The sequence below is a fragment of the Rhizobium rhizogenes NBRC 13257 genome, assembly GCF_000696095.1.
Lineage (GTDB): Bacteria > Pseudomonadota > Alphaproteobacteria > Rhizobiales > Rhizobiaceae > Rhizobium > Rhizobium rhizogenes.
Genome location: NZ_BAYX01000008.1, coordinates 321,512 through 346,649, shown reverse-complemented (window position 1 = coordinate 346,649; position 25,138 = coordinate 321,512). Strand labels below are relative to the sequence as shown.

The window sequence follows — 25,138 nt, the reverse complement described above, 5'->3', positions numbered from 1 at the left end:
TGTCACCCGGTGCCCTTAACCGCCCCTATTAACGCCACGTTGCAGCCGACGCCCACCCGGCTTCTGATCTACGTGCAAAACGGCGTTCGGCAAGCACTATGCAATTTTAGGGTTTTTTGGTCAATTCACCCTTGAAATAAAACCCATGCGTGAAATCACAGCGATCATACCGACTATCCCGATGATCAACCAGAAATAGGTTTTCCTTACGCTATCGTCGATGCGCGATACGGTTGCACCACTCAAAGTGGAGTCGACGAACCCTTGCTCATTAAAATCAATTCCGGAAATCAAACGTCCGTGAGCGTCGACATAGGCTGAAACACCGGTGTTCGCGCTCCGAATCAGCGGCAGCCCCTGCTCGACCGCCCTCACTCGTGCCTGCAGGAAATGCTGGTAGGGACCGGGCGTATCTCCGAACCAGGCATCATTCGTGACGTTGAGAATAGCATCCGCCTGCCGGATTTCCGGCGTCATCTCATTCGGAAAGATGATCTCATAGCAGATCAGCGGGTAGAGTTTGATGCCATCGGGCAGCGCCAGCAACTGCCGGCTCGCGGCCGCCGAAAAACCGCCGGGCAGCTCGACGACATTCTCGATGCCGAGATAGCCGAGGATATTTTCGAAGGGCACATATTCGCCGAAAGGAACGAGATGGGTCTTGTCGGAGGCACCGATGATCTGGCCGCGCCCGTCGATGACATAGACGGAATTGTAATAGCGCGGCTCGACGCCCGGTCCCATATCCTCGACTCGAACCGCGCCGGTGATCAGGATCTGATCGTCGTCCAGCTGGTCGGCAATGCGGGTGAGCGCATCCTGATTATCGGTCAGAATGAAAGGGATGGCAGTTTCCGGCCAGACGATGATATCGGGCCGCTTGCCGCCATTCACAGGCGGCTGAACCGAGAGCGAAAGATGCTTGTCGAAGATGGCGTTGCGGTCGGCGGCCGTATCCATCTTGGCTTCCTGGTCGATCGCCGGTTGCACGATACGCACTACCGGAGCCGCCTTGCCGGCCGCCGGCGGCACTGACAGGTTGAGCGCGTAGTAGCCGTAAGCGAAATGCGCGGCGGCGATGAGCACCGCCAACCCGATCCCCGGTACTCGGCCCTGGCGTGTTCCCAGCAAGGCCGGGGCGGCGAAAACGAAGACGGCAAGTACGGTGACGCCGAGCACACCGATCACATGCGCCGATTGCATCATCAGCGGAATGGGCATGGCGCCATAACCGATGGCATTCCAGGGAAAGCCGGTAAAAAGGAAGCTGCGCAGCCATTCCAGTAGGCCAAAACCGAAGGCGAGTGCGGCAATACGCCCCATGCCGTCGGACCAGAGCAGGCGGGCAAGCACCGCCGCTACACCGTAAAAAATCGCCAGGAAAGCAGGCAGGCCGAGGATCGCCAACGGCAATGCCCAGGCGAATTGATCGGCATCGATCAGCAGCGCGTGGCCGAGCCACCAAAGACCGGCGACGAAATAGCCGAAGCCGAACAGCCAGCCGGTGGTAAAAGCCGGCCAAAGCCGGCCAAGAAAACCGCTGTCAGGGCCAGCCGCGGCACCATCCAATAACCAGACGAGCAATGTGAAGGACACAAACATCGCCGCGAAGAAGCCGAAGGGCGGCAGCGCCAGAACACCGATGGCTCCGGCGAGAATGGCAAGCAGCGCGCGTTTGAAACCCCAGACGAGGATCACCTTGCCCGAAAGCCGTTCCATGCGCGCGCTCCGTCAAACTGCGAATCAATTGGCCGCAGTCTTTCAAAAAAGCAGCGATTTGTCCTGTTGAAGCGCTGTTCTATTGGCTGGCAGCGTTCCGTTCGGCCGAAGATCCCTCGGAAATCGTATCCGGCGACGGCAGATCGCGGTCGAGCCCGCCTCCCTCACCATCCGCCTTGGTCGGACGACGACGCGCGGCATGACGCTTGCGGGTGATGCGAACCTTTTTGATGCGGCGCGGATCGGCATCGAGAATATGGAACTCGAAGCCCGGCAGCGCCTGGACGACCTCGCCACGCACCGGGATGCGGCCAAGCGCAGAGAAGATCAATCCGCCCAGCGTATCCACCTCGTCTACCTGCTCGCTGATATCGAAATCGGAGCCGATCGCCGCGGCGATCTCCTCCAGCTCGACACGGGCATCGGCGACGAAGACGTCTTCGGAGACACGCTTGAACATCACCTCGTCGTCGTCATGTTCATCGTCGATGTCGCCGACAACCATTTCGACGATGTCTTCATGCGATGCGAGACCGTCGGTGCCGCCATATTCGTCGATGACCAGCGCCATCTGTGTACGGTTGACCTGCATGCGCCGCAGAAGATCCGAGGCAAGCATCGAGGGCGGCACGAACAGGATCTTCCTGATGATGCCGGCTTCGGCCAACGTCTTCTGGAGATCGACGCGAGAAAGGTCGAAATTCGGCTTGGCCGAGCGCGCCGGCTTTTCGGCCGGGGTCGCTGCCGATGCGGCCGCCGCCTTGCCATTGCCGGCGCGGCGCTTGTTGCGCGCCTGCTTGGCGACATAGGAGAGCAGATCGCGGATATGCACCATGCCACGCGGGTCATCCAGCGTTTCGGCATAGACCGGCATGCGCGAGCGGCCGCTCTCCTCGAAGAGGATCATCAGCTCGCCGATGGTGATGTTCTGGTCGACCGCCTCGATATCGGCGCGTGGCACCATGACGTCCTCGACCCGCACTTCGCGGAAGCGGAGGATGTTGTGCAGCATCGCCCGCTCGTCCGGCGAAAAGGCGTCGTCATCGGTGGCCCCGGCGATCAACGCGTCGGCGAGATCCTCGCGCAGTCGTGCTGACCCTTGAGCCGGACGTAGAATGCGCGCTGCGCGTGCCCAGAAGGAAGATTGCGATCGCTTGCCGTTGCTACTACTGCCTGCCTCATCGGAGGAGGCGGTGTCGGCGCCGTCTTTGGCCTCAGAGGCCGGTCTTGTCGTAAAGTCGCTCATTGTTCCTGATCGGACAGGGTTCAAGTCAAATGGGGTCCTGCCCCGCATAGGGATCAGATAGGCCAAGACCAGCCAAAATGCGAGTCTCCAGCCCCTCCATTCTTTCGGCTTCGCTATTATTCATATGGTCGTAGCCGAAGAGATGCAAGAAACCATGCACCATCAAATGGGTGAGATGGTCGTCAAAACTCTTTTCCAGCTCGACCGCCTCGCGCTCCACCGTCTCCCTGGCGATGATGATATCGCCGAGCATCGGGCCGGGCTTGCCGCCGGGGACCAGCGGAAAAGCGGGGAAAGACAAGACGTTGGTCGCCTTGTCCTGTTCCCGCCATTCCGCATTGATCTCGCGGATCGCGGCATCGTCGGTGAAGACGAGTGACACTTCCAGCGCCGTTTTCGGAAAAGGCTGCTTCTCATTTTTTTTGAGATAGGCGGCGGCCACGCCAAGAACGCGCTCAGCCAAAGCCTGCAAAACGTCTTCGGAGGGCCAATCGCCCTCCTCGACGCTGATCTGTATATCGAGTTCGGCCATCAGATCTGCGGATCGGCCTCACCGCCACCGCCCACAGCAGGAACGGCATAAGTCGCATCATAGGCCCGGACGATGCGCGCCACCAGCGGATGACGGACGACGTCGACGTCCTTGAAGCGGACGATGGTGATGCCCTCGACGCCGGTCAGCAGATCCAGGGCCTCCACCAGGCCGGACTTGATGCCGCGCGGCAAGTCGACCTGGCTCGGGTCGCCGGTGATGATCATGCGCCCGTTGTCGCCTAGACGGGTCAGAAACATCTTCATCTGCATCGCCGTAGTGTTCTGCGCCTCGTCGAGGATGACGACAGCATTGGCGAGCGTGCGGCCGCGCATGAAGGCGAGCGGCGCGATTTCGATGACGCCGGCGGTAATGGCACGTTCGACCTTGTCGGCCGGCATCATGTCATAGAGCGCGTCATAGAGCGGACGGAGATAGGGGTCGACCTTTTCCTTCATGTCGCCGGGCAAGAAGCCGAGGCGCTCACCAGCTTCGACGGCCGGGCGGGACAGGATGATCTTCTCGACGGCACCGCGCTCCAGAAGCTGGCAGGCGTGGGCGACGGCGAGATAGGTCTTGCCGGTGCCGGCCGGGCCGACGCCGAAGACCATCTCGGAACGCTCCAGCGCCCGCATATAGGCATCCTGTGTCGGCGTGCGCGCGATGATCGTCTTCTTGCGCGTCGAAATCTGCGCCATCGTCAACTTGGCTTTTTTCTCCATGGTCGGCAACGTCAGTTGGTCGTCGGCGGCAACCGCCATACGGATTGCCCCTTCCACGTCGGAGCGCTCCACATTCCCACCTTTCTGCAGCTTATCATAGAGATAATCTAGGGTGCGGCGGGCCTGGTTGGTGGCCGAGACATCGCCGGTGATGACGACGGAGTTGCCGCGGGCGCGGGCGTCGATGCCAAGACGCTCCTCCAGCAGCTTCAGATTCTGATCGAACTGTCCGAAAAGTTCGCTGGCGAACCGATTATTCTCGAACGTCAGGATGAAGTGATTGGCGTCGCTCGCGATGCGGGGCTGGCGCGATGATGAAGAAACCAATTCCTGTCCGTTCAAGCGGTGTGGCTCCTTGTGCCGTCCGAAACCTAGAGCAACTCGGCAAAAAGGCTGTTGGTGCTGGTCCCGGTGATTCGTACGTTTATAATGTCACCGATTTGCGATGCTTTTGCATCAATATTCACAGACTGAAGCCAGGGAGAGCGACCTATCAACTGTCCCGGCATGCGGCCAGGCTTTTCCAGGAGCACATCGACCACTTTGCCGACACAGGCATCGGCGAAAGCGTGTTGCTGCTTCAATAGCAACGCCTGCAACCGTTCAAGCCGTTCCGCCTTGATCTCTTCCGGCACCTGGTCCTTCAGCTCCGCACCGGGCGTGCCCGGGCGCGTCGAATATTTGAACGAGAAGGCTTGCGCATAGTTCACCTCCTCCACCAGACGGAGTGTATCCGCAAAATCCTGTTCTGTCTCCCCCGGGAAACCGACGATGAAATCGCCGGAAAGGGCTATATCCGGCCGTGCAGCGCGGATTTTCTCGATGAGAGCAAAGTATTCGGCTGCCGTATGCCGACGGTTCATCGCCTTCAGAATACGGTTAGATCCAGACTGGACCGGCAGGTGCAGATAAGGCATCAGCGTACGCAGGTCACGATGCGCCGATATCAGCCGGTCGTCCATATCGCGGGGGTGGCTGGTGGTGTAGCGCAGCCGGGCAAGACCCGGAATTTCCGACAGCCGGTAAAGCAGATCGCCGAGGCTCCAGGCCTCGCCCTTCGGTCCTGCGCCATGCCAGGCATTGACATTCTGGCCGAGCAGCGTGATTTCGCGCACTCCGCCATCCACAAGTTTTTCAGCCTCTTCGACGATCTGGGCGACAGAACGGGAGACTTCGGAGCCACGCGTATAGGGCACAACGCAAAAAGTGCAGAATTTGTCGCAGCCTTCCTGCACCGTCAGGAACGCGGTAACGCCGCGAGCGCGGATTTTCGACCTCTCTGCGATCGGCAGATGTTCGAACTTATCCTCGAGCGCATATTCCGTATCGACGACGCGGTGGCCTTCCTTGGCGCGACGCAGCGCGTCCGGCAGACGGTGATAGGTCTGCGGGCCGATGACGACATCGACGGCCGGCGCACGACGAAGAATTTCCTCGCCCTCGGCCTGGGCGACGCAACCGGTGACGCCGATCATCATCTCGCGGCCATCGGCAGCCTTGCGCTTCTTCATATCGCGCAGGCGCCCGAGCGCGGAGTAGACCTTCTCGGCGGCCTTCTCGCGGATATGACAGGTGTTCAGCAGGACCAGGTCGGCCTCTTCCATGTCCTCGGTCGGCTCATAGCCATCGCGGGCGAGCGCATCGCTCATCCGCGTCGAGTCATACACGTTCATCTGACAGCCGTAGGTCTTGATGAAAACCTTGCGGCTGTTGGAGCCATCGCGGATGCCGAGCTGCAGGGCGGTCGGCTCCGGGGCGTCGAGAGTTAAGCTGTCCTTGGTCATGGCCGCTATGTAGTGGCTTTTGCTCGCCGAGAAAATCAAAAAGTTGAAAACGCCCGGATATCAGGCAATCTCGCGGCCAAGCAGCCGGCTTGCGAGCATATTGCGGATGCGCCGCGCGACGGTAGCGCTGACATCCTTGCGCTTCGTGTCTGCGCGATACTCCACGGCCTCGCCGAAGCAGACATCGACATCGATGGCGCCGCAGGCGACGATGTCCTTCAGGTGCGGTACCAGCTCGATGTCACCTGGCCAGGCAGCGATCGGGCGGTAGTAGCGGCCCATGGCGATGCCGTGAATGCGGGTATAGGCGACCGCCACCGGCTGCACATGCACGACCGCATCCGGCGTTTTCGGCAGGGCGGCGGCCGCCGCGCCAAACAGCGAGGATTTGACCTCCAGCAGACGGTTGCCATCCGATGTCGTGCCTTCGGGAAACAGCACCATGATCTCGCCATTGGCCATGCGCTCGGCGATCTCGTTGACCTGATCGCCGGTCTTGCGCTTCTGCTCGCGCTCGATGAAGACGCTCTTCTGCCATTGCGCGAACTGACCGAAGATCGGCCAGTCCCGCACTTCCGACTTGGCGATGAAGGCGACGTCGGCAACGGAGGACAGCACGAGGATATCCAGCCAGGACGAATGGTTGGCGGCCAGCATCAGGGGTCGGCGGCTTTCAGGCTGTCCGACGACATGGATGCGGACGCCCAGCCAATAGCAAACGATGCGGTGCCAGTAGCGCGGCAAATATCGCCTGAGCTTCCAGTCAAAGCGCAGGCAGAGGATCTGCAGCGGCAGCATGACGAGACTGACGGCAAAGATGACTATGACGGCACAGCCGACGCGCAGCCAGGTCACCAAATCATTCGCTCCGGCACGACAGTCATCACCTCAGCGTTCGTCCTTCTTCAGCGGGATACCATAGAGCTCCAGCCGATGGTCGACGAGCTTGAAACCATGTTCGCGGGCAATGCGCTCCTGCAGCGCCTCGATCTCCGGCGAGTGGAATTCGATCACCTCGCCGCTCTTCAGATCGATCAGGTGATCATGATGCTCTTCCGGCACAGTCTCGTAACGCGAGCGGCCGTCGCGGAAATCATGACGGGCCAGAAGGCCGGCATCCTCGAAAAGCTTCACCGTGCGATAAACCGTCGAAATCGAGATCTTCGCATCCACCTTGACGGAGCGGCGATACAGCTCCTCGACATCGGGATGATCCTCGGAACTTTCGATGATGCGGGCGATGACCTTGCGCTGCTCCGTCATACGCATGCCGCGCTCGGCGCAAAGCTCCTCCAGAGATTTTACGGGATCGATCATCAAATACGGTCTTCGGTCACTTCGTCTATGACAACGGACTAGCGAAGAACGCGCCGCATGACAAGCGCCGTCGATTTCGCACCGTTTTCATCGACATAATAGGCCTTGCGCTCTCCGACCGTCTCGAAACCGAGCTTACGGTAGAGCCCGATGGCCGGCTGATTGACGCCATCGACCTCGAGAAACATGGTTTCGCCGCCGCGATTGCGCGCCTCGCGCAGCGCCGCCTGCATCAGCCGCCAGCCAAGGCCGGTGCGGCCAAGCTTGGCGCTGACGGCAATCGTCAGGATTTCGGCCTCGCCCGCGACATGCCGCGCCAGCACGAAGCCCGGAAGCGGCTTTTTCAGAATGGCGTTGGTCTGCCGGGCAACGAAGCCGAAGGTCGTGTCCTGCGACAGCAGATCCTCGAACTCGGTATCGCCCCAAACCCGCGCGAAGCGCTCGCCATGCAGGGCGGCGACTTCAGTACAATCCCGTAACTGCATCGGGACGATTTCATATTCGGCTTTCAAGGTCAGATAGGATTCGAGCATGTCTATAGCCTGGCGACAGCGTATCCGGCCTGCGGTCTGGCATCGGGTCCGCGAAGATAAAGCGGTTTCGGCTTGTCGCTGACGAGTTTGGCAGCGCCCAGCCGGGCAACGACGGCAATCGGAAATGCGTCGGGCCGCTCTGCGGGCGGCGCATCGCTGAGCCGGGCGACGGCCGTGCCGGTGACGATGCCCTCGAAGGCGCCGGCGATTGCCCGCGCTTCATCGATCGTCACGGCACGGGCTTCGTCCAGCGGGCAGCCATCGGCGCCAAAGGACTGGAGATAAATCTCCTCGCGCTTGGCATCGATGGCGGCCAGAACCGATTGACCCGGACTCTGCTCCCGCGCGCTAGCGGCCATGACCTCAAGGGTCGTGATGCCGATGGCGGGAATGTTGAGGGAGAGTGCGAAACCGCGAGCGGCGGCGACGCCGATGCGGATGCCGGTGAAAGAGCCGGGGCCGACGGTCACGACGATGCGTTCGACCCCTGAGAGCGCTATCTCGGCTTTCGCCAGCGCCGCGTCGACAACATTCATCAAATGCTCAGCATGCCCCCGCCCGATCGTCTCCGTGACCTCCCCCATCACAGAATCACTGCCGCTATCATACACCGCGGCAGCGCAATCCACACCTGCCGTGTCGAGCGCCAGTACAATCATGTTTATTTTTCCGAAATGCGAAGATTTAGACGGCTTCGACTTCCTGAACTTCCGGAACGAAATGGCGCAGCAGATTCTGGATGCCATGCTTCAACGTCGCCGTGGACGACGGGCAACCGGCGCAAGATCCCTTCATGTTGAGGTAGACCTTGCCGTCGCGGAAACCGCGGAAGGTGATGTCGCCGCCATCCTGGGCAACCGCCGGACGAACGCGGGTCTCCAGCAATTCCTTGATGGTCAGCACGATCGTCGCGTCGCCCTCATCGAAGAACTCGCCGCTGGCGTCCTGCGCTTCGGAGAGAACCGATGCTGCGCCCATGACCGGCTTGCCGGACATGAAATGCTCCATGATCGAGCCGAGGATGGCGGGCTTCAGATGCTGCCATTCCTGATCGTCCTTGGAAACGGAGATGAAATCGTAGCCGAAATAGACACCGCTGACGCCGGGGATATCGAACAGGCGAGCGGCAAGCGGCGAGACTTCCGCTTCGTCGGCGCTGCGGAATTCGGCCGTGCCGCTTTCCATCACCACCTTGCCCGGCAGGAACTTCAGGGTCGCGGGGTTCGGCGTCGCTTCGGTCTGAATGAACATCTTGATCTCCATGCGGCGGGCTGAAAGCCCTGCGCCGACTTTAGAATATTTCAAAAGAAGATAGGCTTTTTGGCCGCTCTAATCAAGAGACCAGGCCTCAAGAATTAGCCCTTGCCAACTCAGCTTAGAGCGTCGATTTCCTCATTCGTCAACGTATCCGGCAGCACCGTCACGGGGATCGGAAAGGCAGCGGCACGCCCTGCGATCGAAGATACCAGCGGCCCCGGCCCCTCCTTGGCCGAACCTGCGGCCAGAACAAGAAGTGCGATATCCCGATCTTCCTCGATCATCGCATTGATCTGCTCGGCGGCCGACCCTTCGCGAATGACGATCTCCGGGTCGATGCCGATATTCTCGCGCACGATCTGCGCCGCCTTCGCCGTCGTCGCCTCGGCCTCCTCGCGCGCCTCCGCCCGCATGATCTCCTCGACACCCAGCCATTGCTGGAAATCGCCCTCGGGGATCACATAGAGAAGCACAAGGCCGCCATTGGAATTCTTGGCCCGCCGGCCGGCATAATGGACGGCGCGCTGGCATTCAGGCGTGCCGTCGATGACCGCCATGAACTTGCGGCGGTGACCTTCGAGCCGTGAGAGACGTTTTGATACCATGCGACGACTCTGCCACCTGAAGGCGGCGTTTTGCAAGCCCCCGTTTTGCACGGGGGCTGCCTTCATGGAATGGTTAGTAGATGAAGCCGACGATGTCGCGGACCTGGTTCATCGTCACCTCGGCGCGGGCGCGGGCGCGGGCACCGCCGTCGCGCAGGACGGCATCGATGTGACCGGGATCAGCCATCAGGCGGCGCATCTCGCCGGTGATCGGCGAGAGCACTTGCACGGCGAGATCAACCAGAGCCGGCTTGAAGACGGAGAACTGCTGGCCGCCGAATTCCGAGAGCACATCCGCCTTCGACGTGTCAGCGAGAGCGGCATAGATGCCGACGAGATTGTCGGCTTCCGGACGTCCGGCAAGACCGGCGATCTCGCTCGGCAAACCGTCCGGATCGGTCTTGGCCTTGCGGATCTTCTTCGAGATGTTTTCCTCGTCGTCGAGCAGGTTGATGCGCGACAGGTCAGAGGCATCCGACTTCGACATCTTCTTGGTGCCGTCGCGCAAGGACATGACGCGCGGCGCCGGGCCGTCGATCAGCGGCTCGACCATCGGGAAATAGGCATGCACCGGCTCGTCGCCGACCGTGATGTCGATGCCGTAGCCCGAGCGGCGGATATGTTCCATGAAGTCCAGATTGAACTTCATGGCGATATCGCGGGTCAATTCCAGATGCTGCTTCTGGTCGTCACCAACCGGCACATGCGTGGCCCGATAAAGCAGAATATCGGCGGCCATTAGGCTCGGATAGGCGTAGAGGCCAAGGGAGGCCTGCTCGCGGTCCTTGCCGGCCTTGTCCTTGAACTGCGTCATGCGGTTCATCCAGCCGATGCGGGCGACGCAATTGAAGATCCAGGCGAGTTCGGCATGCTGCGGCACAGTCGACTGATTGAAGACGATATGCTTTTCCGGATCAATGCCGGCGGCAAGGAAGGCGGCGGTAATCGACCGCGTCTGACTCCGCATGTCCTCATGCACGAGCTGGGCGGTGAGCGCATGCATGTCGACGACGCAATACATGCAGTCGTTGTTTTCCTGCAGCGCCACGAACTTGCGGATCGCGCCGAGATAATTGCCAAGATGGAGATTGCCGGTCGGCTGGACGCCGGAGAATACGAGCGGCTTGAATTCGGTCATGTCGTCCTCGAAAGGCTTGTGGAGGGCCTGGGCGAGCGGCGCTCGACCCTTGGTGTTCGGCGGGCTTATGCACGGCGGACAGGCGGGGATCAAGAGGATATGTGGCGGGAGTTCAGGAAGAATGCTGGATCAGATCCCAGGTGTTGCCGTAGGGATCGGCAAAGACCGCGACGGTGCCGTAGACCTCATGGCGCGGCTCCTCCAGAAAACGGACGCCTTTTGCGACCATCGCCGCGTGATCGCGGGCAAAATCATCGGTCTTGAGGAAGAAGCCGACACGGCCGCCGGCCTGATTACCGATAGCGGCCCTCTGCCCGTCGTCAGCGGCTTGTGCGAGCAACAACGCCGCACCCTCACCGCCCTTTGGCTTCACCACGATCCAACGCTTGCCTTCGGGCTGCGGTTCGTCCTGTAGGCAGTCGAAGCCGAGGCAATCGCAGTAAAAGGTTTTGGCACGATCGTAGTCATCGACGACGAGGGTAATCAGGAAGAGGGATTGGGGCATGCATGAGCTCCGCGTTTGGCAAATCGTCCCCTCCTCCCGCGTGGAGGGAGAGGGCTAGGAAGAGGAGTTATCAAAAAGGAGGATTATGTGGCAAATGCCCGCCCACGGCGCTTCATAAGTCTAAGCGGGCATACCCGCAATAGAAGGCCTTACTAATAGAAGTCCGACCTGATTACCCAGCCGCTTGGTGTTTGAAATAGATATATCGACCCTGAATCCCCCACATAGAAGCGCCCTTTGTCGGTACTGTCTATTTGAAGGTAGAACTCTGCATCCTCAGGCCAGTTTTCACCTTGAATCCAGGTTGGCCAGCCACCAAGCTTCACAGGGCATGTTCTCTGGTATTTGTTGGTTTCTGTTGCATATTGGCTTTCGAAGAACCATTCCGATTGATTGGATCGCGCGACGCCGTCCGGAATTTTGAAGGCGATATCGTCCCAGCTTGGCTGCTCCAGTGCGGTTGCACGCCACAGAACCGGAAACGTCGGAAGATCGGCGCTTTCCCGGTAACCAGGACCGATAGGCACCAAGCCCGCAGTGCTAGGATAGGTTCGAACGGCAAAGCCTTTACCGTTCTCGGCGTCATCCAATGGGATATCCTCCAAGTCCATCCATATAGTCAGGAGAGCCAGCTTCGACAAAGCAGGCGGTATTTCCGGAAGTTCATCCACCCTGATTTGAACAAGGGGATGCATCAGCCGCCCCGACTTTTCACAGACAGGTACCACCTCGCCCTCTTTGCCGAGAAAGTTCCCTCCCCACCAACTTGCAGCACGATTGTCCTTTTGAGGCTTCTCACCGCCGATTTCACCAAAAACAGCAAGCCTGACCATCTGTTGCAGTGTGTGAAGTGCGGATTGCATCTCCAGATCAGTTGGCGAACCTTCCACCGACGGAACATACGTTTCGTCTCGACGCCCACGAATGCCGACAACTGACCTCAGCCATCCCAGTACACCCATGCTGCCCCTCCATCCTGCGGTGAACTGATCAAAGCGGGGATTTTTGCCGTTGTCGCAATCTCACTCCATTCGATCGCTCCAACCCACCTTCTCCCCGCCCCTTCGGCAAGCTCAGGAGCGGGGCGAAGAGGCCTGATTACTCCCCGTTCACCACTTCCGCATCCGGTGCTGGCGCCCGCGGCTTACGTTTCACATTGCGGCGGATCATGCCGATGTCGGCGCCGCCGATCAGGAAGGCGACGGCAAAGTAGACCAGCATGGAGATGCCGATCAACAGGCCGAGCGTGCCGACCTTGGTCAACAGCGACGCGCCGGTGGCAAGATAAGGCTCCCACCGATGCTGGAGATAGACGACCATGGCCGTCATGACGCCGGCGGAGACGAGCAGCAGCGCGGCACGGCGGGCGAGCGCCCATTCCCAGGTCAGATGTCCCCGACGCAACAGTGTCGTGAAGAGCAGCACCGTGCTGATCCAGCCGGCCGTCGCTTCGGCCACGGCGATGCCGGGCGCACCCATGTAAGGGAAGAGGCTGAGCGCGATCGCGCAGTTGGTGGCAACCGCAACACCAGAGAAGCGCATCGGGGTCTTGGTATCCTCGCGCGCATAGAAGCCGGGCTGCAACGCTTTGATCAGGACGAAGGCCGGCAAGCCCAGGCCGTAGATTGCCAGGATCGAGCCAACGATCAGGGTGTTTTCCTGATGGAAGGCACGGCGTTCGTAGAGAACGCGAATGATGTCATCCGAGAGCACCCAGAGCGCCATGGCGGCCGGCAAGGTCAGGAACAGCACGAACTCGATCGAGCGGTTCTGCAGATTGCCGGCCTCTTTCAGATGGCCTGACTTCAAAGAACGCGCCAGCTCCGGCAACAGCACGACACCGACGGCGACGCCGACAACGCCGAGCGGCAACTGATAGATGCGGTCGGCATATTGCAGGGCGGCAATCGCACCTTCGCGGCTGGAGGCGATCGCCTGGCCGATCATCTGGTTGATCTGGGTGATGCCGCCGGTGACGGCAGCGGGAATAGCGAGGATCAGCAGCCGCTTCACATTCGGCGTGAAGTGCGGCCAGCGGAAGCCGATGTTGATGCCGGCATAGCGCACGCCGATATAGACGACGAGCAATTGCAGGATACCGGCGGCGAGCACGCCCCAGGACAGATACCAGGCCGTCTCCAGCGGCACGGCGCCGAAATAGAGCGAATAGAACAGCGCTCCGATCATCACCACATTGAGGAAGATGGGCGCCACAGCGGCGGCGAAGAAATGATGCAGCGAATTCAGCATGCCGCTCATCATCGCCGTCAGCGACATGCACATGAGATAGGGGAACATCACCGCCGCCAGGCGCACCGTGATCGAGAACTTCTCCGGATCGTCGGCAAAGCCCGGCGCGATGATCCAGCGCACGATCAGCGGCATGCACAGTTCCATGACGACGGTGATCAGGAACAGCACGGAGAAGAGGACGCCGAAGACCTCCTCGGAAAAGCGCTTGGCGCCTTCGATACCGTTCGCCTCGATCTCCTTGGCAAACAGCGGCACGAAGGCGGCGTTGAAGGCGCCCTCGGCGAAAAGACGGCGGAACAGGTTCGGAAAGCGGAAGGCGGCGTAGAACACGTCGGCCATCGGCCCCGTACCGAGGGCGGCGGCCATCAGCGTTTCGCGGGCGAAACCGAAGATGCGGCTGCCGAGCGTCGCGCCACCGACGGTGATGAATTTCTTGACGAGGCTCATACGGCAGAACCGGCTTTCTTTTCGGTATTGGGCTTTTCGCTATTGAGCGATCGCGTGGAGGCAGGCGCGATCATGCCGGACGGCATGCGCTCGCGCATCTCATCCTCCTCACCCGCCATCACCGGCTTCAGGCGCGCAGTGATATTGGCTCGCTTGTTTTCGTTGGAGATCTTCTGTCCGACCAGATCGGTCACGTAGAAACTATCGATGACCTTCTCGCCGAAGGTGGTGATCCGCGCCGAGTGGATGTCGAGCGACAGATCCGAAAGAACTGAAGTGATTTCCGACAGAAGACCGGTGCGGTCGAGGCATTCGACCTCGATGACGGTGAACTTGTTGGACAGGCTGTTGGAGATCGTCACCGATGGCGGGATGACGAAAGCCTTGTTCTTGCGGCGGTTTTTGGTGCGGGTGGCGATGACTTCCGGCAGGCGCTTGCGGCCGGCGAGCACGTCCTCGATCATCCTGCCGATGGTGCCGGCCCGGCGCAACTCGTCCGCATCGTCGGTGAATTCACGGCTGACATGGATGGTATCGAGCGCGCGGCCGTCCGCCGTCGTGAAGATCTGCGCGTCGACGATGTTGGCGCCAGCAGCGGCGCAGGCGCCGGCGATGACGGTCAGCAGGCGCGGATGGTCGGGCGACAGCACGGTGATTTCGGTGATGGCGTGGAAACTGTCGGTTCGCACCATCGTCGCCAGCACCTGGCCCGATTTATCGGTCTGGCGGATGAACCGCGTGTGGCGGATCTGGTCTTCCAGCGGCACGGACAGGAGATAGGGCTGGTAGTGCAGCTTGACATAGGCCTTGCGGGCCTTCTGACCCCAATCATCCAACGCCGCTTCGAGCGCCTTGGCGGCGGCTTCCGCCCGCTCCTTGCGCGATACTTCCGAGAAACCGCCGGCCAGCAGCAGCTCGGTCTCGTAATAGAGCGTGCGCAGCAACTGCCCCTTCCAGCCGTTCCAGACGCCGGGGCCGACGGCACGGATGTCGCAGACCGTCAGGATCAGCAGCATCTTCAACCGGTCGAGCGACTGCACCCGGTCAGCGAAATCGATGATGGTCTTGCGGTCGGTCAGGTCGCGGGTCTGCGCGACCATCGACATGGTCAGATGTTCCGCGATCAGCCAGACGACCAGCTCGGTCTGCTTCGGCGACAGGCCGAAGCGCGGGCAGAGCTTGCGCGCCACCTTGGCGCCAGCTTCGGAGTGATCCTCCTCGCGGCCCTTGGCAATGTCATGCAGCAGCACGGCGACATAGAGCGCGTCGCGGTCCTCGATGCCAGGCATCAGCTTGTTGACGAGCGGATGAATGTCCTCGGCCTTGCCCTTGTCGATCTCCGACAGCACCTCGACGGCGCGGATCAGATGCTCATCGACCGTATAGTGATGATACATATTGAACTGCATCATCGAGACGATCTTGCCGAATTCCAGAATGAAGCGGCCAAGCACGCCGGCCTCGTTCATGCGGCGCAGGATCAGCGCCGGATCGCGCTTCGAGGTCAGGATCGCAAGGAACAGGCGGTTCGCTTCCTCGTTCTCGCGCAGATCATTGTCGATCAGACCCAGCGAGCGGGTGACGCGCTTCAGCGCGTCGGGATGGAATTCCAGCCCGTTGATATCAGCGACAAAGAACAGGCGGATGAGGCTCACCGGATCGCGCTTGAAGACATCGGGATTGGCAAGCGCGATGCGGCCGCGATCCTCGACAAACTCGATCGTGCCGGGGATCTTGCGCGAGCGATGGGCAAAGCGGCTGATGACGCCGGTAAGGCCCGGCGTCGCCTTGGCCTGCTGGTCCTCGAGCGCCGCGCAGAGAATGCGGGTGAGATCGCCGACATCCTTGGCGACAAGGAAATAGTGCTTCATGAAGCGTTCGACGGCGGAAAGGCCGGGGCGGGCATGATAGCCAAGCGCCTCGGCAATCTCGCGCTGAATGTCGAAGGACAGCCGCTCTTCCGCTTTGCCGGTGAGGAAATGCATATGGCAGCGCACGGCCCAGAGAAAATCCTCGGCCTTTTCGAAGAGGCGATATTCCTGCTTCGAGAGCACGCCGAGCTTCACCAGCTCGACCGGATCGCGGACATGGTAATAATATTTGGAGATCCAGAACAGCGTGTGCAGGTCGCGCAGGCCGCCCTTGCCTTCCTTGACATTGGGCTCGACCAGATAGCGGGTGTCGCCGGCCTTGCGGTGGCGCTCGTCGCGCTCGGCAAGCTTGGCGGCGATGAATTCCGGACCGGTATTGGTGACGATTTCCTTGTCGAACCGCGTCTCCAGCTCGTGCGCCAGGGGCTCGTTGCCGCAGATATAGCGCGTCTCGAGGATGGCGGTGCGTACCGTCATGTCGGATTTCGCCTCGCGCATGCACTCCTCGACGGTGCGCGTGGCGTGGCCGACCTTGAAGCCCATGTCCCAGAGCATATAGAGGATGAACTCGACCGCCTTGTGCGTCTCCTCCGCCGGCTTCGGCTGGAAGAGGAAGAGAAGGTCGATATCCGAGCCTGGCGCCAGCGTGTCGCGGCCATAGCCGCCGACGGCGGTAACGGTGAAGCTGCCCTTCTGCTTCGGATAGACGTGGCTGACCGTAAAGTCATAGAGAACGGTGATGATCTGATCCTGCAGCCAGGAGATCCGGTGCGCGCAGTCGAGCCCGCCGCCATCCTGCGAGAGCAGGCGGCGTGCGTTTTCGCGGCCTTCCTGGCTCGCCTTCTTCAACAGAGCGAGAAGGGCCGAACGCTCGTCCTTCTTGTCTTCATGGCGCTTGGCGAGGGTCTCGCATTCCGCCCTCAGCGCGGGGACGTCGAGAATGACGGAGAAATCGATGTCATGCTTAACCATGCTCGGCCGACCGGAATCCTGTTCACTGACCGCGGCCAATTGCCGGCGCGCCTGTCTTTTCGTCTGCATGCGCTATAGCCTCTTTGCCCGGCGATTGACACAGGCATTCTACGCCCGAATCCCGTAATCCGGCTTGGAGCCGAATTTCCCGAACCAGCGCTTTCGGGAGTTCTATCGGGTCAAGGTTGACGAAGAGTGACGGCTGTCGACGCAGAAATCGGCGGTTTTAGGGCTGCGGCACCACAAGCGACCGTCTCAGCTCGTTTATGCTATGCAATATGTTTCGCGATTGGGCACCGATCTGCGTCACCATTTCCCGCTCGCATTCCCAATAGCCGGCCTTGGCGATTGCCGCGGTGATATCGGAAATCCGGCTGCAGGAGAGGGCGATGTTGAGAAGCCCACGGTCGGACTCGCAGTCGGGCGCTTCCCCCTCGCCGCAGATCTTGCCGCGCGCCGCTATCGGCGAAAAGCGGTCGGCGAGAACGCGGACCTCGGCAAGAAGATTTTCGATATGCATCCGATTATCCTTGGGAATCGCCTGTTATCAGCCGGCCTTGTTCAGGGTCTTTTTCAGTTCGTATAGCGCATCGAGGGCGGCACGTGGCGTCAAATCGTCAAGATCGAGCGCCTTCAGCGCCTCCTCGACCTTGGACGGACCGCGCCGGCCACCCGCCTCCTCGCGGCGGACCGCGACCTGGAAGAGCGGCAGATCATCGATGAGCTGGCTTGCCGGATTCTTGCGGTCCGCATCCTCCAGACGCGTCAGAACGTCGCGGGCGCGTGCCACTACGGAAACCGGCAGACCGGCGAGCCGCGCCACCTGAATGCCATAGGAACGGTCGGCGGCGCCCGGCCCGACCTCATGCAGGAAGATGACGTCGCCGTCCCATTCCTTGACGCGCATGGTGGCGTTGGAGAGCCGCTCAAGCTTTTCCGACAGCACGGTCAGCTCATGGAAATGCGTGGCGAACAGTCCCCGGCAGCGATTGGCCTCATGCAGATGCTCCACCGACGCCCAGGCAATCGAGAGACCATCGAACGTGGCGGTGCCGCGGCCGATCTCGTCCAGGATGACGAGCGAGCGGTCGGTTGCCTGGTTAAGGATCGCCGCTGTCTCGACCATCTCGACCATGAAGGTGGAGCGGCCGCGCGCCAGATCGTCGGACGCGCCGACGCGCGAGAACAGCCGATCGACAATGCCAATATAGGCGGAAGTGGCGGGCACAAAGGAACCCATCTGGGCGAGAATGGCGATCAGCGCATTCTGGCGCAGGAAGGTCGATTTACCGCCCATATTCGGGCCGGTCAGCAGCCAGATCGCTCCGTCCTTGCCATCTGATGTCGGCGACAGGTCGCAATTATTGGCGACGAAGGGACCGCCCGCCTGCCGGCGCAATGCCTGCTCTACCACCGGATGGCGCCCGCCTTCGATGGCGAACATCCGGCTCGCATCGACCACAGGCCGACAGTAGGCCTGCTCTTCGGCCAGCAGCGCCAGCCCGGCGGCGACATCGATCACCGATAGCGCGCGGGCGCCGGCCTTGATTGCCTCTGCCTCAGCAACGACGGCCGCGACCATGCGGTCGAAGGCGGCCAGTTCGATCGTCAGCGCCTTGTCAGCGGCATTGGCGATGCGGCTTTCGAGATCGGCAAGTTCGGTCGTAGTGAAGCGCATGGCGTTGGCCATGGTCTGTCGATGAATGAAGCGCGCCTTGGCTTCGGCACTATCGGTCATCGGCCCGGCATTGCCGGCGGTGACCTCGATGAAATAACCAAGCACGTTATTGTGCTTGATCTTCAGCGACTTGATGCCGGTTTCCTCGGCATATTGTAGTTGCAGTCCGGCAATGACGCGGCGCGACTGATCGCGGAGCGCCCGCACCTCGTCCAGCTCGGCATTCGCCCCTTCCCGCAGGAAGCCGCCGTCGCGCTTCAAAAGCGGCAGTTCATCCGCAAGCATTTCGGCAAGCAGAGCTTCGAGATCAGCGGGCAGAGAGCGGAGCCCGGCAAGGGCCGCTTCCAGCTCTTCCGGCAGAAGTGCTGAACCCAGCATACGGGCGATATCGGCGGCAGCACCCAGACCCTGGCGGATCGCCCAGAGATCGCGCGGGCCGCCACGGTCGAGCGCCAGACGCGACAGTGCCCGCGGCATGTCGGGCACATGTTTCAGCGCCGTGCGCAAATCGCTGCAGAGCGAAGGCTCCTCAGTGAGAAAGCCGATCGAATCCAGCCGTTCGTTGACGCGAATGGGGTCGGTCAGCGGCGACATCAGCCGCTCGGCCAGCAGGCGGGCGCCGCCGCCGGTCACCGTGCGGTCGATCGCCTTCAGGAGCGAACCGTTGCGGTCGCCCGAAAGCGTGCGCACCAGTTCCAGATTGGCACGGGTGGCGGGATCGATGAACAGAGTCGAGGCGCCGCTTTCGCGCTCGGGCATCCCAAGCGGCGGCCGTTCGGCGATCTGGGTCTTTTCGACATAGGCAACCGCTGCCGAAGCGGCGGCAAGCTCGGCGCGGGTGAACGTGCCGAAGCCATCGAGCGTCGAAACACCGAAATAACGGGTAATGCGACCTTCCGCACTGGCGCTGTCGAATAGGACGCCCGGCTGCGGCACTGCCGTGCGACCAAGCACGTCGAAAACCGGCTTCAAATCCGGATCGTGGAACATCGTGTCCGGCAGGATCAGCTCGCGCGGATCGATGCGCAGGATATCGGCGAGCAGCCGTGACGCTTCCGTCTCGGCCAGCCGGAAGACACCGGTCGAAATATCGATCCAGGCGAGCGCCAGCTGCGGCTCCGTGCCGCCGCGAATGCGGGTGAGCGCCATCAGATAGTTGGATTCCGAGGGCGAGAGCAGTTTTTCCTCGGTGATCGTGCCCGGCGTCACAAGACGGACGACGTCACGCCGGACCACCGACTTGCCACCGCGCTTCTTCGCCTCTGCCGGATCCTCGATCTGCTCGCAGACGGCAACGCGGAAACCCAGCGATATCAGCTTCTGCAGATAGTCGTCGGCGGCATGCACCGGTACGCCGCACATCGGGATATCCTGGCCCATGTGCTGGCCGCGCTTGGTGAGCGTGATGCCAAGTGCCCGCGAGGCGTCGACGGCGTCCTCGAAGAACAGCTCGTAGAAGTCGCCCATGCGATAAAACAACAGCGAACCGGGATTGTTCGCCTTGATCTCGATATATTGCTCCATCATCGGAGTCGCGGAGGCACGACTTTCCTCCGAGGCAAGCTCGGCGGCCGAGAAAGCATCGACGCTGGTCATTATTCGTTCATTCACGGATGTGCAGTTTTTCCCAAAAATGAGGTGCCACCCTATCCGCGTGCCGCTATAGAAGACAACAGCTATCGGGCACGAGGGACCGGTCGCCCACAGGAGGTTTGGAGGAAATATGCCTGACACCAGCAGCACGTCGCGTCCAGGAGCGGGGATCACCGATCAGGAAGCACTCGACTTCCACAAGCAGGGCCGACCCGGCAAGCTTGAGATCAACCCGACGAAACCGATGGCGACTCAGCGCGATCTTTCGCTCGCCTATTCGCCCGGCGTCGCCGTTCCCGTGAAGGCGATCGCCGCCGATCCGGCGACTGCCTACGACTATACGGCGCGCGGCAACATGGTGGCCGTCATCTCCAACGGCACCGCCATTCTCGGCCTCGGAAACCTGGGTGCGCTTGCCTCCAAGCCGGTGATGGAAGGCAAGGCCGTTCTCTTCAAGCGCTTCGCCGACGTCGATTCGATCGATCTCGAAATCGACACCGAAAATGTCGACGAGTTCATCAACTGCGTGCGCTATCTCGGCCCCTCCTTCGGCGGCATCAACCTCGAAGACATCAAGGCGCCCGACTGCTTCATCATCGAACAGCGCCTGCGCGAGCTGATGGACATCCCCGTCTTCCACGACGACCAGCACGGCACCGCCATCATCGCCGCCGCCGGCCTGATCAATGCGCTGGAACTGACCGGCCGCGACCTCAAGACCACCAAGCTCGTCTGCAACGGCGCGGGTGCTGCCGCGATCGCCTGCGTCGAGCTGATCAAGGCGATGGGCTTCAATCCGGAAAACGTCGTGCTCTGCGACACCAAGGGCGTGATCTACCAGGGCCGCAGCGAAGGCATGAACCAGTGGAAATCGGCGCATGCGGTGAAAACCGACAAGCGGACGCTGGAAGAGGCAATGAAGGGCGCCGACGTCGTTTTCGGCCTGTCGCAGAAGGGTGCCTTCTCCGCCGAGATGATCCGCTCCATGGCCGACAGGCCGATCATCTTCGCCATGGCCAATCCCGATCCGGAAATCACGCCGGAGGAAGTCGCCCGCATCCGCGACGACGCCATCATGGCGACCGGGCGCTCCGACTATCCGAACCAGGTCAACAACGTCCTCGGTTTCCCCTATATCTTCCGCGGCGCGCTCGACGTTCGTGCATCGACGATCAACGATGAAATGAAGATCGCCGCCGTCAAGGCTTTGGCCAGCCTGGCGCGCGAAGACGTGCCGGACGACGTGGTCGCCGCCTACCAGGGCGCAAGACCGCGTTTCGGGGCGCAATACATCATCCCCGTGCCCTTCGATCCGCGCCTGATCTCGGCAATCCCGGTTGCGGTTGCGCAAGCGGCGATCGAAAGCGGCGTCGCCCGCCGCGCCATTCCCGACATGGCCGCCTATGCCCGCGAGCTCTCGGCCCGGCGCGACCCGATCGCCTCGACGCTGTCGCAGCTTTACGAGCGCGTTCGCCAGCGTCCCAAACGCATCGTCTTTGCCGAGGCGGAAGAAGAGCAGGTCATGCGCGCTGCGCTATCCTACGCCAACCAGGAGCTGGGCACGGCCATCCTGCTCGGCCGCGAGGACCTGATCCACGCCACCGCCGAGCGTGCCGGCATCGACCTCAACCGTCCCGGCCTCGAAATCGTCAATGCCCGCATTTCCAAGCGGGTCGACGCCTATATCGACTATCTCTATGCCCGGCTGCAGCGCAAAGGCTATCTGCACCGCGACGTAACCCGCCTGATCCACAACGACCGCAATCACTTCGCCGCCTGCATGGTGGCGCTCGGCGATGCCGACGGCATGGTGACGGGCGTGACGCGCAACTATTCGACCGCACTCGAAGACGTACGCCGTTGCATCGACGCCAAGCCGGGGCACCGGGTCGTCGGCGTGTCGCTGGTGCTTGCCCGCGGCCGCACCGTCTTCGTCGCCGACACCGCCGTGCACGACATGCCGACGGCGCAAGAACTGGCCGATATCGCCGAGGAAGCGGCGGGCTTTGCCCGGCGCATGGGCTACGAGCCGCGCGTCGCCATGCTCGCCTACTCCACCTTCGGCCATCCCTCGGGCGAGCGTTCCGAGCGCGTGCGCGAAGCCGTCAGCATCCTCGACAAGCGCTATGTTCATTTCGAATTCGATGGCGAAATGGCAGCCGACGTGGCGCTGAACCGCAAGATCATGGAGAGCCAGTATCCGTTCTCCCGCCTCTCCGGTCCCGCCAACGTGCTGGTGATGCCGGCCTTCCACTCCGCCGCGATCTCCACCAAAATGCTGCAGGAACTCGGTGGCTCCACCGTCATCGGCCCGCTGCTCGTCGGCCTCGACAAGCCGGTGCAGATCACATCGATGGGGGCGAAGGATTCGGACATCGTCAACATGGCGGCGATTGCCGCCTATGGCGCTGGATAATAACCCAAAACCCGTATCTTGAAATCGGCGGCCAAAGAAAGACGATGGCCGCCGCCTCAATTGGGTGTAGAATGTGGGGATGAGTGAGGCTCGGTCCCTGTTCGGAGTGCTGCGCCATTCAGCGCGGCCAGATATTGTCGACGCTATCGAGCGGCTCGTCCTTGAGGCACCTGACCGCAAGCTCAACCGTGTGAACGCCCTTGCCTTCGCAGTCGAGCATGGCTTCGATGAAGAGCAGGTTATCAACGCGTTCCTGCATGCATCCCGGCTCGGCCTGTTCGAGATATCGTGGAATGTTCTCTGCCCCGGTTGCGGTGGAGTGCTGGATGCCAATACGTCGCTGAAGACGGTACAGAGCGAAACTTACAACTGCTCGCTTTGCGCGGCCGGCTACGAGCCGACCCTCGACGAGATGGTCGAGGTCACCTTCACCGTCAGCCCGCGCGTGCGCCACATCGAAGCCCATAATCCGCACGAGCTGTCGCCCCTCGAATATTTTCGCCAGATCTATTGGGGTTCCGGTGTCGATCTTCCCGACGAGGGTTATGAGGCGAAGGTCGAGCAATTCGTTCTTGAGTCGCTGGAGCTGCCCGCCGGGGAGAAAGCGGTCGTATCACTGCAATTACCGGCGGAGTTCGTCATCATCTTCGAGCCGGTCACTCATGCGGCGCAATTCCTTGATGTCAAAGGCGAGCCGTCGAAAGAGCGGCAGACCGTTTCGCTCGTCTTCGACCGCCTGCATCGGCACAGCGATCCCATCACCTTGCGCCCAGGACCCCTGCGCATCCTGATCGAGAACCACACGGAGGTCCGCGCGCTGCCATCAATCTGTGTGGCCAACGACGCGCTTCATGCCCTGCTCAGCCGTCGCCGCCCATTCCTGACCGCCAAGCAACTGCTCTCCAACCAAACCTTCCGCGATATCCACCGCACGGATACGATCGACGTGGATCAGCGGCTGAAGATCACCAGCCTCACCTTTCTCTTCACCGACCTGCGCGGCTCGACGGAGCTGTACGAAAGGGTCGGCGACCTCGCCGCGTTCGATCTGGTCAGAACCCATTTCGGCATTCTGCATGAGATCGTGGCTGCCGAGGCAGGCGCGGTGGTCAAAACCATTGGCGACGCGGTCATGGCCACCTTCCCCACTCCGGACCGGGCATTGATCGCGGCCATGCGGATGCGAGAGGCCATGATCAGCCTCAATAGCGAACGCGGCAACGACGATCTGCTTCTAAAAATCGGAATCCATGAAGGGCCGTGCATCGCGGTCAGCCTGAACGAGCGGCAGGATTATTTTGGACAGACGGTCAACATCGCTTCTCGAGTGCAGCATCTGGCTACATCACGCGAAATATTTGCGACAGGTTCTGTCCTCGATAATCCCCGCGCCGCCGCGTTCCTGACGATGCACGACCTGAAGCCGGAATCCCATCACGTCTCGCTCCGCGGCATTACGGATGAAATCGATATTTTCGCGATTCCCTGAAGCTCGGCAGTTGCCGAGCGGGTGAGGCTTGTGTCGATCAGCTCGCGAACCGGCCGGTCGCTGCACCGTAATAGTTGACGTAGCGATCCGAAATGCTGGCGATCGGCAGGACGATCAGCACGTCCGTCGTATTGAAGGCATGGTCGACGACGGCGTCGGAGCCGACCATGGCGCCGAGGCGCAGGTAGCCCTTGATCAGTGGCGGCAGCGCCATCAGCGCCTTCTTGGAATTGATAGCCTCGACCGGCATCAGGTCCATGGTGCGCGCAAGCGACGGCAATGCGCCGACGCTCCACTCGTCCTTGGCGACGACGTTGTGATAGAGGAACGACAGTGCCAGCGCATGCTGCTCCGGACGAACGCCGGGGAAGGAGGCGCAACCGAACATGGCGCCCATGCCATGCTTCACCGCATAGGCCCAGTTGCCCTGCCACAGCAGTTCGACGGTGCGCTTGTTGCGATAGGCCGGCAGCACGCAGGAGCGGCCGAGCTCCATGAACTGCTTGTCGGGATGACGGGCCATAAGCGCGCCGATGTCGAATTCCGAAGAGGAATAAAAGCCGCCATTTGCCATGGCCACTTCCTGGCGCAGCAGACGGTAGGTGCCGACGATCTGGTCTTCCGTATCGCCTTCCAGCGACTGGTCGAGCACCAGCAGGTGGTCGCAGATCGAATCATAGCTATCGACATCGCGCTGGCGACGCATGGCGTCGGCCGGCAACTGCGCGTTCATCTCCTCGACGAAGACGCGATAGCGAACAGCCTGAGCGGCGTCGATTTCCCGCGCCGTGCGAGCAAGGCGGGTTTCTAGATTTCCGATGCGCCCGAACACATCGCTTGCAACCGGTGCGATCGTCGCCTTTGAAGACTGAACCATTTCGCCCTGAGCTTCGCGATTCAAAATTTCGATGGACATGGCGCCTCCCCCCTCAGCGGTTGATATAGCGCCATAAAGCAAATTCTTGCGACAGGAAAGTGACATGGTGCTTTGCGAAAAGCAAGAAGCGTGCCTGTTGCAAATATCTAATAAGCTGGAAGTCCCCAACTTCCAGGGGCGTTCA

Annotated in this window: 21 protein-coding genes; 2 read left to right on the top strand and 19 right to left on the bottom strand. The window is 61.3% G+C overall.

Annotated elements, in window-relative coordinates; genetic code table 11:
- Positions 1-120 precede the first annotated feature (120 nt).
- The 18 genes from lnt to mutS form a co-directional block, all read right to left on the bottom strand.
- On the bottom strand, positions 121-1,719 hold the full coding sequence (gene lnt / locus RRH01S_RS20370) for an apolipoprotein N-acyltransferase (protein WP_042473942.1): 1,599 nt from the start codon (positions 1,717-1,719) through the stop codon (positions 121-123).
- Between the two features lie 79 nt (positions 1,720-1,798).
- Positions 1,799-2,965 carry a hemolysin family protein gene (locus tag RRH01S_RS20365; protein WP_007695408.1) on the bottom strand — a complete coding sequence of 389 codons (1,167 nt, stop codon included), beginning with the start codon at positions 2,963-2,965 and terminating at the stop codon, positions 1,799-1,801.
- 25 nt (positions 2,966-2,990) lie between these two features.
- On the bottom strand, positions 2,991-3,497 hold the full coding sequence (ybeY, locus tag RRH01S_RS20360; protein ID WP_007695407.1) for an rRNA maturation RNase YbeY: 507 nt from the start codon (positions 3,495-3,497) through the stop codon (positions 2,991-2,993).
- Positions 3,497-4,561 carry a PhoH family protein gene (locus tag RRH01S_RS20355; RefSeq protein WP_007695406.1) on the bottom strand — a complete coding sequence of 355 codons (1,065 nt, stop codon included), beginning with the start codon at positions 4,559-4,561 and terminating at the stop codon, positions 3,497-3,499. Before RRH01S_RS20355 ends, ybeY begins: the two co-directional genes overlap by 1 nt.
- A 29-nt stretch (positions 4,562-4,590) precedes the next feature.
- Positions 4,591-6,003, bottom strand: a complete 1,413-nt coding sequence (gene miaB, locus RRH01S_RS20350; protein WP_042473939.1) for a tRNA (N6-isopentenyl adenosine(37)-C2)-methylthiotransferase MiaB — start codon at positions 6,001-6,003, stop codon at positions 4,591-4,593.
- A 60-nt stretch (positions 6,004-6,063) separates the two neighbouring features.
- Positions 6,064-6,861 carry a lyso-ornithine lipid O-acyltransferase gene (gene olsA / locus RRH01S_RS20345; RefSeq protein ID WP_007695403.1) on the bottom strand — a complete coding sequence of 266 codons (798 nt, stop codon included), beginning with the start codon at positions 6,859-6,861 and terminating at the stop codon, positions 6,064-6,066.
- Between the two features lie 30 nt (positions 6,862-6,891).
- Positions 6,892-7,320, bottom strand: a complete 429-nt coding sequence (locus RRH01S_RS20340; protein WP_007695400.1) for a Fur family transcriptional regulator — start codon at positions 7,318-7,320, stop codon at positions 6,892-6,894.
- 38 nt (positions 7,321-7,358) lie between these two features.
- Positions 7,359-7,853, bottom strand: coding sequence for a GNAT family N-acetyltransferase (locus RRH01S_RS20335; RefSeq protein ID WP_042473936.1), 495 nt, complete (start codon positions 7,851-7,853; stop codon positions 7,359-7,361).
- Positions 7,854-7,855: 2 nt separating this feature from the next.
- Positions 7,856-8,512, bottom strand: coding sequence for a tRNA (adenosine(37)-N6)-threonylcarbamoyltransferase complex dimerization subunit type 1 TsaB (gene tsaB, locus RRH01S_RS20330; protein WP_042473934.1), 657 nt, complete (start codon positions 8,510-8,512; stop codon positions 7,856-7,858).
- A gap of 25 nt (positions 8,513-8,537) precedes the next feature.
- Entirely contained in the window at positions 8,538-9,104 is a 567-nt protein-coding gene (locus RRH01S_RS20325; protein ID WP_007695391.1) for a NifU family protein, read from the bottom strand.
- 119 nt (positions 9,105-9,223) lie between these two features.
- Positions 9,224-9,715 carry a universal stress protein gene (locus tag RRH01S_RS20320; protein WP_007695389.1) on the bottom strand — a complete coding sequence of 164 codons (492 nt, stop codon included), beginning with the start codon at positions 9,713-9,715 and terminating at the stop codon, positions 9,224-9,226.
- 73 nt (positions 9,716-9,788) lie between these two features.
- A complete protein-coding gene (gene trpS / locus RRH01S_RS20315; RefSeq protein ID WP_007695387.1) occupies positions 9,789-10,853 on the bottom strand; it encodes a tryptophan--tRNA ligase in 1,065 nt (354 codons plus the stop codon).
- Positions 10,854-10,965: 112 nt separating this feature from the next.
- Complete coding sequence (locus tag RRH01S_RS20310) at positions 10,966-11,358, bottom strand: VOC family protein (RefSeq protein ID WP_007695386.1); 393 nt, start codon at positions 11,356-11,358, stop codon at positions 10,966-10,968.
- Between the two features lie 152 nt (positions 11,359-11,510).
- Entirely contained in the window at positions 11,511-12,320 is an 810-nt protein-coding gene (locus tag RRH01S_RS20305) for a DUF1963 domain-containing protein (RefSeq protein WP_007695384.1), read from the bottom strand.
- A gap of 136 nt (positions 12,321-12,456) precedes the next feature.
- A complete protein-coding gene (gene murJ / locus RRH01S_RS20300; protein ID WP_007695383.1) occupies positions 12,457-14,058 on the bottom strand; it encodes a murein biosynthesis integral membrane protein MurJ in 1,602 nt (533 codons plus the stop codon).
- Positions 14,055-16,970 carry a [protein-PII] uridylyltransferase gene (locus RRH01S_RS20295; protein ID WP_007695380.1) on the bottom strand — a complete coding sequence of 972 codons (2,916 nt, stop codon included), beginning with the start codon at positions 16,968-16,970 and terminating at the stop codon, positions 14,055-14,057. The genes murJ and RRH01S_RS20295 overlap by 4 nt, the downstream gene beginning before the upstream one ends.
- A 157-nt stretch (positions 16,971-17,127) precedes the next feature.
- A complete protein-coding gene (locus tag RRH01S_RS20290; RefSeq protein WP_007695379.1) occupies positions 17,128-17,421 on the bottom strand; it encodes a hypothetical protein in 294 nt (97 codons plus the stop codon).
- 27 nt (positions 17,422-17,448) lie between these two features.
- Complete coding sequence (gene mutS / locus RRH01S_RS20285) at positions 17,449-20,190, bottom strand: DNA mismatch repair protein MutS (protein ID WP_039974235.1); 2,742 nt, start codon at positions 20,188-20,190, stop codon at positions 17,449-17,451.
- Between the two features lie 112 nt (positions 20,191-20,302).
- Here mutS and RRH01S_RS20280 point away from each other — a divergent pair, with 112 nt between their 5' ends.
- Together RRH01S_RS20280 and RRH01S_RS20275 are read left to right on the top strand one after the other, a co-directional pair.
- Positions 20,303-22,588 carry an NADP-dependent malic enzyme gene (locus tag RRH01S_RS20280; protein WP_007695375.1) on the top strand — a complete coding sequence of 762 codons (2,286 nt, stop codon included), beginning with the start codon at positions 20,303-20,305 and terminating at the stop codon, positions 22,586-22,588.
- A gap of 79 nt (positions 22,589-22,667) precedes the next feature.
- Positions 22,668-24,077: an adenylate/guanylate cyclase domain-containing protein gene (locus RRH01S_RS20275; protein ID WP_007695373.1), complete on the top strand. Its 1,410-nt coding sequence runs from the start codon at positions 22,668-22,670 to the stop codon at positions 24,075-24,077.
- 37 nt (positions 24,078-24,114) lie between these two features.
- Here RRH01S_RS20275 and olsB read toward each other — a convergent pair whose 3' ends face one another.
- Positions 24,115-24,993 (bottom strand): l-ornithine N(alpha)-acyltransferase, encoded by an 879-nt coding sequence (olsB, locus tag RRH01S_RS20270; RefSeq protein ID WP_007695370.1) that lies wholly within the window; start codon positions 24,991-24,993, stop codon positions 24,115-24,117.
- Between the last annotated feature and the right edge of the window lie 145 nt (positions 24,994-25,138).

Excerpts from the sequence above, each read along its gene's own strand:
- lnt (WP_042473942.1), bottom strand. The coding sequence starts at position 1,719 with ATGGAACGGCTTTCGGGCAAGGTGATCCTCGTCTGGGGTTTCAAACGC.
- RRH01S_RS20365 (WP_007695408.1), bottom strand. The coding sequence starts at position 2,965 with ATGAGCGACTTTACGACAAGACCGGCCTCTGAGGCCAAAGACGGCGCC.
- ybeY (WP_007695407.1), bottom strand. The coding sequence starts at position 3,497 with ATGGCCGAACTCGATATACAGATCAGCGTCGAGGAGGGCGATTGGCCC.
- miaB (WP_042473939.1), bottom strand. The coding sequence starts at position 6,003 with ATGACCAAGGACAGCTTAACTCTCGACGCCCCGGAGCCGACCGCCCTG.
- RRH01S_RS20340 (WP_007695400.1), bottom strand. The coding sequence starts at position 7,320 with ATGATCGATCCCGTAAAATCTCTGGAGGAGCTTTGCGCCGAGCGCGGC.
- RRH01S_RS20335 (WP_042473936.1), bottom strand. The coding sequence starts at position 7,853 with ATGCTCGAATCCTATCTGACCTTGAAAGCCGAATATGAAATCGTCCCG.
- tsaB (WP_042473934.1), bottom strand. The coding sequence starts at position 8,512 with ATGATTGTACTGGCGCTCGACACGGCAGGTGTGGATTGCGCTGCCGCG.
- RRH01S_RS20325 (WP_007695391.1), bottom strand. The coding sequence starts at position 9,104 with ATGTTCATTCAGACCGAAGCGACGCCGAACCCCGCGACCCTGAAGTTC.
- RRH01S_RS20320 (WP_007695389.1), bottom strand. The coding sequence starts at position 9,715 with ATGGTATCAAAACGTCTCTCACGGCTCGAAGGTCACCGCCGCAAGTTC.
- trpS (WP_007695387.1), bottom strand. The coding sequence starts at position 10,853 with ATGACCGAATTCAAGCCGCTCGTATTCTCCGGCGTCCAGCCGACCGGC.
- RRH01S_RS20310 (WP_007695386.1), bottom strand. The coding sequence starts at position 11,358 with ATGCCCCAATCCCTCTTCCTGATTACCCTCGTCGTCGATGACTACGAT.
- RRH01S_RS20305 (WP_007695384.1), bottom strand. The coding sequence starts at position 12,320 with ATGGGTGTACTGGGATGGCTGAGGTCAGTTGTCGGCATTCGTGGGCGT.
- murJ (WP_007695383.1), bottom strand. The coding sequence starts at position 14,058 with ATGAGCCTCGTCAAGAAATTCATCACCGTCGGTGGCGCGACGCTCGGC.
- RRH01S_RS20295 (WP_007695380.1), bottom strand. The coding sequence starts at position 16,970 with ATGCAGACGAAAAGACAGGCGCGCCGGCAATTGGCCGCGGTCAGTGAA.
- RRH01S_RS20290 (WP_007695379.1), bottom strand. The coding sequence starts at position 17,421 with ATGCATATCGAAAATCTTCTTGCCGAGGTCCGCGTTCTCGCCGACCGC.
- RRH01S_RS20280 (WP_007695375.1), top strand. The coding sequence starts at position 20,303 with ATGCCTGACACCAGCAGCACGTCGCGTCCAGGAGCGGGGATCACCGAT.
- RRH01S_RS20275 (WP_007695373.1), top strand. The coding sequence starts at position 22,668 with ATGAGTGAGGCTCGGTCCCTGTTCGGAGTGCTGCGCCATTCAGCGCGG.
- olsB (WP_007695370.1), bottom strand. The coding sequence starts at position 24,993 with ATGTCCATCGAAATTTTGAATCGCGAAGCTCAGGGCGAAATGGTTCAG.